The sequence below is a fragment of the Mesorhizobium sp. ESP-6-2 genome (assembly GCF_020164675.1).
Classification (GTDB): domain Bacteria; phylum Pseudomonadota; class Alphaproteobacteria; order Rhizobiales; family Rhizobiaceae; genus Mesorhizobium.
Map to the genome: position 1 here is coordinate 126,977 of NZ_JAIUGT010000010.1, position 13,373 is coordinate 140,349.

The 13,373-nt window shown below is 60.5% G+C and carries 9 protein-coding genes; 5 read left to right on the forward strand and 4 right to left on the reverse strand.

Annotated elements, in window-relative coordinates:
* Positions 1–60 precede the first annotated feature (60 nt).
* On the forward strand, positions 61–1,215 hold the full coding sequence (locus LB532_RS23910) for a hypothetical protein (RefSeq protein ID WP_140640771.1): 1,155 nt from the start codon (positions 61–63) through the stop codon (positions 1,213–1,215).
* Here the strand turns inward: LB532_RS23910 and LB532_RS23915 are convergent.
* Positions 1,212–1,901: a hypothetical protein gene (locus tag LB532_RS23915; RefSeq protein WP_140640773.1), complete on the reverse strand. Its 690-nt coding sequence runs from the start codon at positions 1,899–1,901 to the stop codon at positions 1,212–1,214. The genes LB532_RS23910 and LB532_RS23915 overlap by 4 nt on opposite strands.
* A complete protein-coding gene (locus tag LB532_RS23920) occupies positions 1,898–2,410 on the reverse strand; it encodes a hypothetical protein (protein ID WP_140640775.1) in 513 nt (170 codons plus the stop codon). The genes LB532_RS23915 and LB532_RS23920 overlap by 4 nt, the downstream gene beginning before the upstream one ends.
* 48 nt (positions 2,411–2,458) lie before the next feature.
* On the opposite strand from LB532_RS23920, the gene LB532_RS23925 reads away from it, so the two are divergent.
* A complete protein-coding gene (locus LB532_RS23925) occupies positions 2,459–2,809 on the forward strand; it encodes a hypothetical protein (RefSeq protein WP_140640777.1) in 351 nt (116 codons plus the stop codon).
* Positions 2,797–3,147 carry a hypothetical protein gene (locus tag LB532_RS23930; protein ID WP_140640779.1) on the forward strand — a complete coding sequence of 117 codons (351 nt, stop codon included), beginning with the start codon at positions 2,797–2,799 and terminating at the stop codon, positions 3,145–3,147. Before LB532_RS23925 ends, LB532_RS23930 begins: the two co-directional genes overlap by 13 nt.
* 57 nt (positions 3,148–3,204) lie before the next feature.
* On the opposite strand, the gene LB532_RS23935 is transcribed toward LB532_RS23930, so the two are convergent.
* On the reverse strand, positions 3,205–4,140 hold the full coding sequence (locus LB532_RS23935; protein ID WP_140640781.1) for a DUF4365 domain-containing protein: 936 nt from the start codon (positions 4,138–4,140) through the stop codon (positions 3,205–3,207).
* Between the two features lie 580 nt (positions 4,141–4,720).
* Between LB532_RS23935 and LB532_RS23940 the strand changes: the two genes are divergently transcribed.
* On the forward strand, positions 4,721–5,980 hold the full coding sequence (locus LB532_RS23940; protein WP_140640783.1) for an exonuclease SbcCD subunit D: 1,260 nt from the start codon (positions 4,721–4,723) through the stop codon (positions 5,978–5,980).
* Positions 5,977–9,447 (forward strand): ATP-binding protein, encoded by a 3,471-nt coding sequence (locus LB532_RS23945; protein ID WP_140640785.1) that lies wholly within the window; start codon positions 5,977–5,979, stop codon positions 9,445–9,447. Before LB532_RS23940 ends, LB532_RS23945 begins: the two co-directional genes overlap by 4 nt.
* 173 nt (positions 9,448–9,620) lie before the next feature.
* Here LB532_RS23945 and LB532_RS23950 read toward each other — a convergent pair whose 3' ends face one another.
* Positions 9,621–12,683, reverse strand: a complete 3,063-nt coding sequence (locus LB532_RS23950) for a TrlF family AAA-like ATPase (RefSeq protein ID WP_140640787.1) — start codon at positions 12,681–12,683, stop codon at positions 9,621–9,623.
* Positions 12,684–13,373: the final 690 nt, after the last annotated feature.

The following is a 13,373-nucleotide window of genomic DNA, read 5'->3' on the forward strand; positions in this document are numbered from 1 at the left end:
GTAGTCTTGCGCGTATTTTCTTCAGTGACGGCGGCAACGCCCCCAAACCGGACCCAATATATGACCAGCGACTGGACGCCGATATTCGTTCTGCCCAATATTCCGCTCGACACCGCGATCGGTTGCGACATCGCGGCGCTCGCCCCCGCGCACGATCGCCGGGTTGCGGCGCAGAAGCGGACGCACCCGATGTTCCGGCGCTTCCTCAACCGCTTCGGCGACAATTTCGGCGCCAAGTTCCAGCCGACCGTCCTGCTCCTTCACACCGCAGCACCCGCCGTCTTTCGCGAGATCGGCGCGCTCGCGAGTTTCCGTGACCTCATTGCGCTCGCCGCCGTCACACGCGGCCGGGCGCTCGAACTCCGATATCCCCGTGGACACCGGATCCTCTTCGGCGAGGCCTTCGCCATCTACCCCTGGATGCTCGACCGTCACTACGAGGACATGATCGGCAGCACGCCCGCCATCCTCGGCACACATGAGGTCGCCCGCTTCAAGGGGCAGTCCTCGCCTGCGCTGTTCCGCACGCAATTGAGCGGCAGCGACATCGACCAGCCGCTCCTCGCGGCGCTGATGACGCGATGGCGACGTCGCTACGAGGCTTCGGAACCGGCATGGGAAGACATCGCTTTGATGCGTTCGCTCAACATGGCGTACCAGGCTTCCCTCCTGCCGGCAGGGACGGATACGACCTTCTATGACGTCGGCCGCATCGTCTCACTCTGGGTCAGCGCGTTTGAGATCCTCGTTCATCCCGGCGGAAGCGGCCAGGCCAACCGCGACAAGGTGTTCGAGCTCATCGAGCGCACGCCATGGGAAATCCCGGCAAGCGGCCGGCTGACACACGACACCGGCGGCAAGACCAAGGTCAAGCGCACCCTCGCGTCCTGGCTCTACCAGGGGCTCTACGACTGCCGGAACGACTTCCTGCATGGCAACCCGGTCGAGCGCAGCAACCTTCTCCTCGCGACGCCGCAGCGGTCGATCTTCGAGTATGCCGCGCCGCTTTATCGCATCGCGCTGACCTCCTTCCTGCCCCTGCCTTACCCCGCCGCGATGCCATCAGCCCAAGACGCGGCGTCCTTCGGCGCCTATATCGCCGACCATATGGAGTTCATGGGGCCGCAGAAGGACGCAGAGGAGGCACTGCTGGCAGCAATGCAGCCGCCAGAACGCGGCAGGCGCCGACCTCGCGTCATGCGACCCGCACCCTAGCCGAGCGGCTCCTCGGCCGGCTCCTCGACCATGTTTTCGGCAAGCTCGGACAGCCACGGCGACACGTCTTCGATCCGGACCGCCGCGCCATGCGCCGCAAAATAGTCCCCGACCGTCCGGAACGCTGTTCCAAACCGGTTGGCGAACATCTTCTGCAGCTTGTCGTTGCGACTGAGCACGCTCGACAGCGCCCGGCCGCCGCGCAGAAAGCGCAACGCATGGTCCGTGCCCAGGAGGTAGAGGTATTTGCGCTTGGCGGAGTGATGTTCCGCCAGTAACAGATAGTCCTTGAACACCGAATTCTGGCGAATGGACTCGGCGCCGCCGCGCCAGCGGATGAACTTGAATTCGGCAACCCTGAGGTTCGTCTCGAGGTCGAAATCGCGCCCCGTGTTCCCGGCGCCGAGCGACAAATATTCCACATGCTCGCCCGGCTCGAGGATATGCGGCAGGCACAGCAGGATGCCCAGCGCATGGATCGTGACATTGACCTGGCCGGCGAGCCGCTTCAGTTCTGCCGCGGCCGCCAGTGCCTCCCGTCCGGCGCCAGCACTTTCGAGCAGGCCCGCGCAATCCGCGGCCGTCACGCCGCGCACTGCGCATTCGATGCGCGACAAGGTCTGCGTCAGGTCCGGCCCGCTGAACCGGTGGACCAGCTCGACGATTCGTGCCGGGTCCGCGTTCAATTCCGGCCTGCCAGTTCGAGTTGCATCCACTCTGTCAGGACCTCGTCCAACTCGGCATCGACATAGACGTCCGAGCGGGGCGCCTTGCCCGCCTTCACGTCGATCACCAGATGCAGGCCCACGGCATATCCGTAGGGTCCGGCCTGCTCGGTCATGCCCCTGAGCTTCCAGATGTCGCCGTCGAAGACCTTGTTCGATGCCTTCTTGACCTCGACCACCAAGAGGTTCTCGCGCTTGCCCACCCGATGGACGATCAGGTCGGGCACGATCGCGTCCTTGCCGATCAACTCGTCATCGCTGAGCCCGTAGCGAAGCCGTTTGATGACGTCCTCGCGCCGATTCCATTCGAGGTCGATCGACCAGCCCGCATATTGACCATGCAGCAGATGCCGGATCCGGGCGACGAGCGCGCGCTCGGCCGGATCGGCGTAGGCCAGATCCTTGTCTTCGAGCAAAGCCCGGACCGCGGTCGCAAAAGTCGCCAGCGTTACTTGCAATTCGCCCCTCATCGCATCCACTTACCATGAATTGTCGACTAGCAAACAGGAGGTCAGCGGGTGAACATCGATAAGGCTGAAGTCGAGCACTACGGCCTCTATCTCAAAGACAAGTCGCGGCCGCCCAGCCGCGGCGGCAACAAGCGGCCCTGGCACCAGCACGTCATCACCATCGGCGGCGAGCGGTACTCGTTCCTCGCGCAATGGTCCGGCAAGTTCGTCTATAGCGGCGAGACCGTCAGTTTCGCCTGGGACTGGGGTGAAAGCGGCAAATATCGAAATGCCGATTGCCTTTCCGTCGTTGCCTGGGACCAGGACGGCAAGCCGAAGCGCCGCGGCGAGCGAGGCAGCAAACCTTGGCGCACTGCCGACACGCGCCTGCCTGCCCGCCGCGGCGAATGGAACGACTGATCGCGAGGCCGGAGGGCGAGTCGGACAATGTGGAGCTTCACATGAATCCTGAGATTGCCGACCAGCGCTTGGGACTCGACAACCTGCTCGACGGCCGCGACTACCTATTCCGATTGCTCGATTCGATCGACTGGGACGCTCAGCTCGGCGCCATCCGGTCCGTGCTCGTAAGCAACCGGTCCGCGGCAGAGGGCGTCGCCGCCGACATCGCGGAACTCGGCGAACGGGCGGAAACCTATTCGGGTCCGCACCATCATCACGTGGTCGACGAGCACGTCGATGCGATGTGGCGTTCCACGTACAGCGATGCCGCCGTCAGCCTGTCGGAATCGGCATGATCGTGCCGATGCGCGGGATGCGCCTGATTCGAGCCGAGGCAGAATTGCAGTCACGATCTAGCGGCCGATCTCGTCCTCGAATTGCTTCAGTCGCATGTTCAGCTCGCCATTGCTGCATAGCGAAAAGAAGACCCGGTCGGTCGCCTGCCAATAGCCGGCCTGGGTTTCGCTGACGAGCGTGAGCGCCTTTCGCACGAGCGCGGGGAACAGCACCTCGAGCTTTTGCAAGGCATAGTCCAGCGTCTTCTCGTGGAGCAGGGCCCAATCGTCTTTCCAATCGTGCCGATCCATCCTGTATAGCTCGATTAGCTCTTCCAGCGGCCATTCACTCTCCAGATAGAGCGAGGCCATCCGGCAGGACTCGTAGAGTGCCCGGAACTGCAGGTGCCGCTCGACTTCGACCTCCATGAAGCTATCGCGATTCTGGTTCATGCGGATGAAGTCGGCAAAGGTGTCCATCTGGCTGATCAGGTTCGTGATATGAAACGCGAATTCCGGCTGGAGCCGCTCGCGCGCATAGAACCAGCGGAATAGCCGAGGTCCATCGCTCGATTTGAGTGAAAGCGAGTGGGATAGCGGAAAGGTCATCGAGCCCTGCTTTTCAATTTTTTCAAAATTGCCCCGGATGACCTCCTTGACCGGCACAAAATAGATGTCTTTCGCGGCGAGATCCGCGACCAGCAGGAAGACCGGCACTGGCAGACCGTGCCAGTATGCTGCCGTGCTGGTCTTGATTTGCGGTGACGCCGCCAACTTCTTGCCGCCGTTGCCCTTCTTCCACGTGATCGAGTCCACCCCTTTGAGCTGGGCAGACATCAGTTGGCCGGTCACCTCGTCGTTCTTGTCGACGAGCTCGATGTACGCGTCGATGCCGTAGTCGCGTTCCGTAACCTCGCGCACGATCCAGTCTTTGGGCGCCAGACTATCGAGGATCCGCCAAGACTCCGTCTCGGTGACGTGCGTTTTCGACCGTTTGGGAAATTTGAGCTTCATTATGTCCTTCGTCGCACCAGTACCACCTATGGGTAGTATCGCTTTATCTTCGCTGCCGACGGCAACGTCAGTACACAGCACGGAGTTGATTGTCGCGCCACAATTTCTGCGGGGCCGGAAAGCCGGATTTCCATTTTGTGCCTTTCAGAGTTCGAGGGAAATCTTTCTGTATGGCTCAGCTGAGATTTCGACCACGCATTTGCAGGGAGATCCGCAACATCCCTTGGAGTGAGAGTGCGGACCGGGGTGCCGTAACGCGTTGAGGCTTGGGAGAGGCTTTCGGCGCCCGTCGCCGAGAACTCCCATGACCAATGTTGAGATTCTGGACGCTGCCGGCGATAGGCACGCAACAGTTTTGGTCAGCCAAGCAAAAGGGTCAAGCGAATGCACCGTCAAAAAAGGGGCGAGAGGTCCGACCTAAATTTCGTGACCTCACGCACTAGGCTGTTGCGGAACGCTGCCGGACTTTGATACCGAGCCAAGCTGCCTTCACCCGTGCGCCGTAACGGCTTGGGCTGGATTAACTTAGCGTCGGCATTCTGCCTGAGCTCCTTGTTCTCGGGCCCGGAGAGTCCTTCGAATGGCATTTCGATTTGTTCACACGGCCGACATCCATCTCGATTCTCCACTGCGTTCGCTCGCACTCAGAAATTCTGACCTCGCCGAGCTGGTCGGAGATGCTAGCCGCCAGGCATTCACCGCGATCGTGGATCTGTGTCTTGCGGAGCGTGTCGATGCGCTTGTGATCGCCGGCGATCTTTACGATGGCGACCAGACTTCGATGAAGACGGCGCGCTTCCTGGCCGCGCAGATGGCGCGTCTCCATCAAGCTGGCGTCGGGGTCTACATGATCCGCGGCAATCATGACGCCATGTCGCGGATTACGAAGCAGCTCGTCTTGCCCGACACGGTGACCATTTTCGGCGGCCGCTGCCAATCCGTGATCCAGCCTGGCTCTGGAGTGGACGTTGCGTTCCATGGGCTCAGCTTCGCCAGCCCCAAGGCGCCTGAAAGCCTGCTGCCCAAATATGCTGCCCCGCAAGAGGGAGCTGCGAACATCGGCATCATGCACACGAGCCTGGCCGGTTCCCCAGGCCATGACGTCTATGCTCCCTGCAGCGTCGCCGACCTGCATGGTCACGGCTTTAACTACTGGGCGCTTGGCCACATTCATGTTCGCCAGGTGTATTCCGGTGCGAGCACGCTCGTGATGCCAGGCATCCCTCAGGGGAGGGACATCAATGAAGCGGGCGAGAAATCGGTCACGCTGGTCACCATTCGCGACGATCGCTCTGTCGAGATCGAGGAGAGGCTCACCAGTGTCGCGCAGTTCGAGCGGGTGAGCGTCGATCTGACCGAGGCGTCGGAATGGAGCGAGGCCATCATTCGTATCCGAGCAGGGCTGGAGCAATGCCGGGAGGTTGCCAGATCGCGCTACCTTGTTGCCCGCCTTCGCCTGGTCGGCACTTCTGCCCTTTCTTGGTCGCTGATGCGCGACCGGGACTTGACCGTCGCAGAAGCCGAGCAGGCAGCGGAGCAGGTAGGCGACACCTGGGTGGAGAAGCTGGAGCTTGATCTTTCGGCTTCCGCTGTCGGTGCTTTGGGAGATGCTGCCGATCCCACTCTGGAACTCGCAGAGTCGATGCGCGCCAATGCGGGCTCAGAAGCATTTCGAGCCGAAGCGCGGGAATTCGTGTTGAAGACGATCGCGGACCTGCCGCCCGATGCGCGGGGTTTCGCCGGCAGGGACGAAGCGGGGCTTGAACAGTTTCTCGACGATGTGCTTGCCGGAAGCGTCGACCTGGTCGCCGCGAGGCTCAAGGTAGGTGCGACGCGATGAGATTGCGGCGCCTCGATCTGACCCGCTACGGCAAGTTTACCGATAAGGCGATCAACTTCGGAGAGAAGCCGGTTTCAGGTCCCGATCTACATATCGTGTTCGGCCTGAATGAGGCCGGCAAATCGACCGCGCTTTCCGCCTACCTGGACCTACTCTTCGGCATCGAAGAGCGCAGCCGCTACAATTTCCTGCACGAATATAGCTCCATGCGCATCGGCGGGCTGCTCGAATTCGAGACGCAGACGCTTGCCGTTTCACGCACCAAGAGTCGCAGCAACTCACTGCACGACGCCGAAGGCCAGCCACTGAGCGAAATTGCCATTTCGGCGCACCTCGCGGGCTTGTCCCGCGATGCCTACAGCAGCATGTTCTCGCTGGATGACGAGACGCTGGAGGTAGGGGGCAAGTCGATCCTTGAATCGCGTGGCGATCTCGGCAAGCTCCTTTTCACCGCGAGCGCAGGACTAGGCCATGCCAGCGATGTGTTGACCGCCTTGGAGACGGAGGCAGACGGGCTTCACCGAAAACAAGCCCAGAGCACGGAAATCGCGTTGCTGAAGAAACGCTTCACGGAGCTCAAGTCACGCAAGGAGGCGATCGACACGCTGGCCTCGACATTTGAGGCGCTCGAGGCGGAACGGGTGGAAACCCAGGACAAGTATGACCGCGGCCTGGCTGAACGCGCGATGTTGTCGGCGCGGCTCGCCACGATCGACCGATATGTGCGCGCCGCTCCGCTCCTGGCCGAAATCGCACGCAAGGCAAGCAGGCTGGCTGAGCTGCCTGACATACCATCTCCTCTCAGGACCTGGAGTGGCAGCGTCGCGGAATTGATCGATCAGGACGCGCAGCTGAGGACCCGTCTGCAGGCGAATGCCGATGAGATCGATCGGGCGAAGGCCAAGATCGAGGCAATCACTGTCGACGACGCTGTCCTGGCGATCTCCGAACAGGTGCGCGGACTTGCCGATCGCAAAGCGCGCTATTTGTCCGCGGGAATGGATCTGCCGACCCGCAAGATGGAAGTGCAGATACTCGACCAGGTCGTAGCGAGCTGTCTCGCCGCGCTTGGAAGGTCGGCGGAACAGGATCCGTCTCGCCTCATCCTGCCTGCCTTTGTGGTTGGCTCGCTCCGCACCATGGTCGAGCAACGCTCCGGCATCACGACGAGCCTGCGGATGGCCCGCGATGAAGCCGCTGCCGCGCTCGACAGCCTCAACGCTGCACGAGGTCGCGTTGGCGAGGAGAGGGCGGTGCCCGAGCCCGCAAGAGCCAGGCTGATGGCAGCCGTATCAGAGGCGAAGGCCAGTAGTCACGCACGCGAGATAAGAGAGGCGCGCGCGTTGGAGGACGAGCGGCAAACAAGGCTGGCGAATGCGATGCGGCGCCTTCGGCCGTGGTCGGGAGAAGCGGAGGCCCTTTCGAAGATGCCGATCCCGCCAACCATGCAGATGGCTGGGTGGAAGACATTGGCCGCGGACCTTCAAAGGGAGAAGGCGGTCTTCTCCGAGCGCTTGGCTGAGCATGAACAAAGTCGGATGGCGATGTTGTCACGTCTGGCTGCTGCTCGCGCCTCGGCCGACATCGCCGACGATGACACAGCCGAAGCCATTCGACGTGAGAGGGACGAGGCCTGGCGAAATCACCGCGCCGACCTCAAGGCGGAAACCGCAGATGTCTTTGCCGCGGCATTGGCCAAGGACGACCATGTCGGCGCGGCTCGATTGGCCCATGCTGGCGATCTGGCGGATTTACGCGCAATCAAGCAAAGGGCTGCCGAGACCGAAGCGGCCATAGAGCGCGTGAGCGGTCAGCTTGCCGGGGTGGCCGAGCGGGCAGAAATGGCATCCACTGAGATCAAGCAAATGGCCAACACTTTGCTTGAGGATTGCCAGGCGCAGTCGCTCGACCTCTTGATCGGGCTTCTCGACGAGCGCCTTTCCGCGCGCGCCGACGCGCTTGCCGCCTGGGACGATATCCTGCAAGCACGCGCAAGGATCGAACGCGCAACGGCCGAGGGGGAGCGGATCCATCTCGGATTGGCCTCGGCTCTTCAAAGCGTTGGAATTCAGCCGCAGCCTGGTGAGGCCCTGGAGGCCATGGTGGTTGCTGCAGACCGCTTTCTGGACAGGCAGGCGAAGGTCGACGCGGAACGCGCGGAAGCGTTGAGGAGCGTCGCCGCGAAGGAAGAGGAGCTGGCCGCCAGGCGGCTCGCTGTTGAAATCGCCGAGCGGCGAGAGGGTGCATGGCAGGCCGAAGTTAAGGAAGCGCTCCAGGGCACCTGGCTCGAAGAAGGCATCGCCGGAACGGGGCTTGGGAGCGTGCTCGATCAATTGTCGGAGCTGTCAAAGGCCCTGCAGGATCGTGAGGCCATGCGTATCCGCATAAGCAAGATGGAGGCGGATAGGACTGCATTTGCTGAAGAGGTGGCCCGCCTTGGTGCGCAAGTCGGCGAGCGTGCGATGGGCGACGCGCCAGAACAGGTGAGCGTCAGGCTGACTGAGCGTCTGGAGCAAGCCGAGCGTGCTCGTGAGGCGAGGGCAGATCTCCTCCTTGACGTTCAGAAGTTGCACGAGGTTCGAGAGGCACTGAACGCTGATGTCGCGGCAAACGTGACCACAAAGCAGGAAGTGCTCGATGCCTTTGGGGTGAAAACTCTGCCGGAGGTCGTGGAGCGCGATGAACAGCTTCGCGAACGAGACGCCCTGCAGAGTGCCGTGGCCGAGCTTGAGGAAAGACTGACGAGCGAGCTCGCCCTCGCCGATTTCGCCCAGGCGCGATCCTTGCTCGAAGGCCTCGATCTCGATGGGATAGCAATTGAAAAGGCGGAAATCGAACGACGCCTCGCCGACCTCGATGACTCACTCCAACAGCAGCTCGTCCGGCGAACCCGGGCGACTGACAAGATCGATGCGATCGGCGGCGACAGCGCAGTTGCCCGCATTGATGCCGATCGTCGCACCGTCCTTCTCGAAATTGAGGAAAAGGCTGTCCGTTATATCGAATTGAAGCTTGGAGTGATGTCAGCGTCGAGCGCGCTCCGGGTCTATCGCGAACGTCACCGCTCCGGAATGATGAGCGAGGCGTCCGACGCGTTCGCACTGATCACACGCGGCCAGTACACAGGCTTGACGACCCAGCCAGTGAAGGGCGGCGAGGTCCTCATCGCAACGCAGCAGGATGGCCAATCGAAGGTCGCAGACGCTCTTTCGAAAGGCGCGCGTTTCCAGCTCTACCTGGCCCTACGGCTCGCCGGATACTATGAGTTTGCCAAGCTCAGGCCCGCTGTACCGTTCATCGCCGACGACATTATGGAAACGTTCGATCATCTCCGGTCGGAGGAAGTTTTCCGGTTGTTCGGCGAGATGGCATGCGTAGGCCAGGTAATCTATCTGACCCATCACCGGCACCTATGCGAGATTGCGAAGTCGGTCATTCCCAACGTTATGATCCACGAGCTCAGGTGATCTACGCGGCATTGCGGTTGGGCCCGCACTCGCCGGCAAGCGACACTGGAGAAAACAGCGGAGGGGGTGCCCCCTTTCTCTGAAGTGTCAAATTGTGGAATGCGCCCATCCTGCGCACTGAGAGTTGCTCATCCACCGATGGACTGCGCCGTCCGCGCTATTTCGATCGGCTCTCAATGGTATTTCTGCCCCCTGTTGTCGAAGGCGATCTTCGTCCCCTCGAGCACATCGACGACCGCTCGGTTTATGGTGCCGTCCTCGATAGAACCTGAATGATAGGAGATTCGGGCGCCGTTTTTTCGGTCGAAAGTCGCGTGAATGATCTGCTCGGCATCGCAGACGACCGCCAGGTTGGGATTGTGTGTCACCATGATGATCTGCCGCGACTTCTTAGCCTCGTTCAACACCGGGACAAGCAGGCTCACCACCGTCTCGTTGTCCAGGTTCTCCTCAGGCTGGTCCAGGACAATGGGATTGCGCCCCTTGTCGACGAGCAGGTAGAAAATCAGAAGCAGCGCGCCGCGCTGCCCGGGTGATAGCTGTTCGATCTGCGCATCTTGAAAGAGAAGCGTGTACTTCGGTTCGAGATAAGGAAGGCCGAAAAGGTAGCTATAAACTTCGGCAGGTTCCTTGTCCTTACGCATGAGCGACCGGATGCCGGGGCCGCTGATTGCTGTCTCTGCACTCTCTGCCAAGAGGGCAGCAATGTCCTCGGCAAATCCAATTGCATCAGCCGCGCTATCGAAGCGATACTTCTCAAATCGGCTGCGCACTGCTGCAAAGCTCTCGTCTTCACCGCGAAGCTCACCTTTGCTTTGCTTAATAGCACTGAACAGGTTCGCCGCAATACCGTCCGGAGAGCCAAGCAGCTTTGCTTGGAACTGAAGCTTGTATTCTTCGCGAATTAGGGCGTTACTCTGTATCAATCGCTGCAGTGGTGCAAACAAGGCCTCACGGGCAGCGCGCTGTTCCCCGAGTACAGCAAAGATCTGGCCGGTGATCTCCTGTCGCGAGGCCTGTCGCTGAGCCAGCAGAGACGGAAGCTCTTCGATCTGCTCCAAGCGACGTTGCAAGCCCTTGAGGCTTTCGGGCTCAGTTTCAGAGCCTTCGATCGCTTCCAGAGCGGCCTGCCAGTCCTTTAATGCCTTTACGCTGGCTTGATACTTCTGCTGTGGTTCGTTCAGCTTCTCTGCCAGGAGCGTGTGCTCCGCAATCAGTTCGGATTGTGTCGTCGCGGCACTCTCGATCTTTTTCGCTATCTCTCTATCTTTTGCCACGAGGGCCTGCTGGCGCTCGGCAACCAGTGGGTGGTTAACGTTGAGAGCAACGAGCTCGTCGGCCTTGAGATCGACAAGGGCGAGGTCCTCAGCGATTTCGGATATGAAGGTTGCGAATTGTTTTTCGAACAATCCCGTCCGCTCGCTGATACTGCGAAGCGACCGTTGCTTGCGGCCGACTGCCTGCCGTTCCTCGCCGGCCTTCTTGCCTTCTGCCGCCAGCGTCTCGAGCGCCGTGGCGATTTCCGCAAGCCGGACATTTGCCTGCTTCTGATCCGCGGTGAGCTCTTCCGTAGGCTGTGCGACGGGCGGCGGCTTGATTGCCAAGTGCTCCTCGATCTGCTTCCTCTTCAGCCTGATCTGCTCGTCGAGGTTCTTCCGGACAGTTGGATGGAGCTGGTCTTCGGTTTCGACGATCTGCTCGTTGAGAGCACGCAGCGATTTGCGAAGCTCGTTCACTCGAGCGCGGAACACGATCTCCTGCTTTTCGATGAGCTGGTCAAAGCTGAGGGCGTCGAGACGCACGTCGGTCGGGGCGTGCGAAAAAATAACTTCGCGCAACTCCCTTTCGAACTCGTCTGTCTTCCCCGACACGTGATCGTTGCAGAGGGCTTCGAACCGACCCTGAGGTATGTAGCGAACCAATTCGACACGTCCCGGCGAGGGATCTTCGGAGAGGCTCATCACGCACGGATCGCCCGCAAGCCAGGAAAGCTCTCCAACGAACTGACGGGCCGGCTCCCCCGCCTTTCCGCGGAAGCGATCGCGCTTCAGGAACGAAAAGTGGGCGCTTTGCTGGGAGTTGCCCAGCAACGCCACGATGTCGGCCAGCGCACTTTTTCCGCTTCCCTTGTTCCCAATGACCGCGATGAGATCGGGGTTCAGCGGAATTTCAGTTCCATGCAGCCAAGTGTCGGAAAGTGTGCTCCCCGTCGCCCTGCTGATGCGAACGCGATCGATGTAGAACGTTTTGTGTTGGCTGATACGCTCCAACTTCGGCGGCCGTTCACCGAGGTACGAGCGCTTGGCCGGTTCCTTTAGCGCCTGCAGCAAACCTTTCCACGTTGGATCGGCCTTGATCCATGTGCGCTTACCCGACGGGAAATCGCCATAGCCACGCTTGTCGTTGGTGCCATTGCCGCGGAAACAGTGAGCATCGCTACCCGAAACGGCGAGCCGGGGAATGCCTCTCAGCGCCGCCTGGAAATTGCCGAACCACTTCTTATTGGTTTCTGTCTCGACGCCGCAAAACGCCGCCCACAAATCCGATTTTCGCGTCTCGAAAATCGGTGAGGATTGAAATAGCCCCAACGCGTACGCGTAGTGATCGTACCACTTGACTGAGTCCAGCCCGTCATTGGTAGAGAAGGGCATAAATCCGATTGCCCGGCCCCCCGGCACATTCCGGATCGCCTCCTTGTAGGAGTCGACGTTCACCTCGGCGATTTCGCTGCCGGCCCTCAAAGCTTCTGTTTCGTCCGACGCGACCTTGCTCTTGTCAAACCCGTGGCTGGCAAGCTTATCGGCACCCGCGAAGCGAGCGTAGTCAATGAGTGCATCAGGAGAGAGAGGCTGACTGATTAGTTCCAGCTTCAAGCCAGAAAGAAAGTCCTTGAGATGCTGATCGCTGATCTCATTGGAGAAAAGGACGTGCGCATTAAGCCGGCCCTGCATTGGTGCCGACAGGCGAAGCTCTATGCCTGGGAATACGGTCTTCTCAAGTGCTGGCGCACCGTGTTCGGCCTGCCGTGTCTTCAATGCAAACCACCCGTCGAAGGACCAGTAATCCATGAGGCCGAAGGCTATTGGCGTTGCCTCGTTCAAAACACGGATCATTTCGTCGACAAGGTGTTTGTTTCGGCCAGCGTCGGATCCGAACCGCTCACCATTCCAGTGAAAGGATGCTGGCGAATGGATGTGCAAATCCCACTCGCGCCATTCCGATCCTCTTGAGTACATCTTTCCCCCCGACTGACGCACAACTCAGCAACGCAAGTGATTCTGCTCGCTTCTTCTTCTCTACTCAGTTCTCGAGCGATCGGTGAAGCGCTGAACGCAGTTTCTCAACAGAGTTCTGAGGACAGGGTTGACCGAGTCGTACTGCAGTCGATCATCATCCAGGAACCTCCTCGAGGTCGAATATGCGCCCCAGCCTGGCCGAGCACCAAACCTACGGGCAATCACCTTCGTCGTCCACGCTCTTCTCCTTCGGCATGCAGGGTCCGAACTCTATGGCGGCGAGCGTTGGCGCTCATCGCGTAATCCTTGTGACGCCGATCCGCTTTCCAGGAAGTTGTTACCGCTGCCTAGTATGACTCACCGACGCGTTGGAATAGCTAACTCAGCGACGGGCCGCCGGGCAGGCCAAGATCGATCAGCTGACATACCTTGACCGCGACCCGCTGGAGGACGGCCCATGGACCGATGTAGCCCACTTCCTGCAAAGTATCTCGTCTTCGGATGCGATCCAGGCGGCGTTAAGCGGGCGCGCCCCGGCCTTGGTGGAGGAGGGTGCGAAGGCGCTGCGGCGAGCGCTGCTGAAATGAGTCCAAGGGACGACCGCCTTTACCGTCGCTTCGAGGAGGCGGCAGTATTCTTCGGAATTGAATAAAATAATGCCTGCAAATCTAGAGCTCTTTGAATAGGCTC

Bases quoted from the DNA above. Each gene is read 5' to 3' on its own strand.
- LB532_RS23920 (WP_140640775.1), bottom strand. From the start codon at position 2,410: ATGAGGGGCGAATTGCAAGTAACGCTGGCGACTTTTGCGACCGCGGTC.
- LB532_RS23930 (WP_140640779.1), top strand. From the start codon at position 2,797: ATGGAACGACTGATCGCGAGGCCGGAGGGCGAGTCGGACAATGTGGAG.
- LB532_RS23950 (WP_140640787.1), bottom strand. From the start codon at position 12,683: ATGTACTCAAGAGGATCGGAATGGCGCGAGTGGGATTTGCACATCCAT.
- LB532_RS23940 (WP_140640783.1), top strand. From the start codon at position 4,721: ATGGCATTTCGATTTGTTCACACGGCCGACATCCATCTCGATTCTCCA.
- LB532_RS23945 (WP_140640785.1), top strand. From the start codon at position 5,977: ATGAGATTGCGGCGCCTCGATCTGACCCGCTACGGCAAGTTTACCGAT.
- LB532_RS23910 (WP_140640771.1), top strand. From the start codon at position 61: ATGACCAGCGACTGGACGCCGATATTCGTTCTGCCCAATATTCCGCTC.
- LB532_RS23935 (WP_140640781.1), bottom strand. From the start codon at position 4,140: ATGAAGCTCAAATTTCCCAAACGGTCGAAAACGCACGTCACCGAGACG.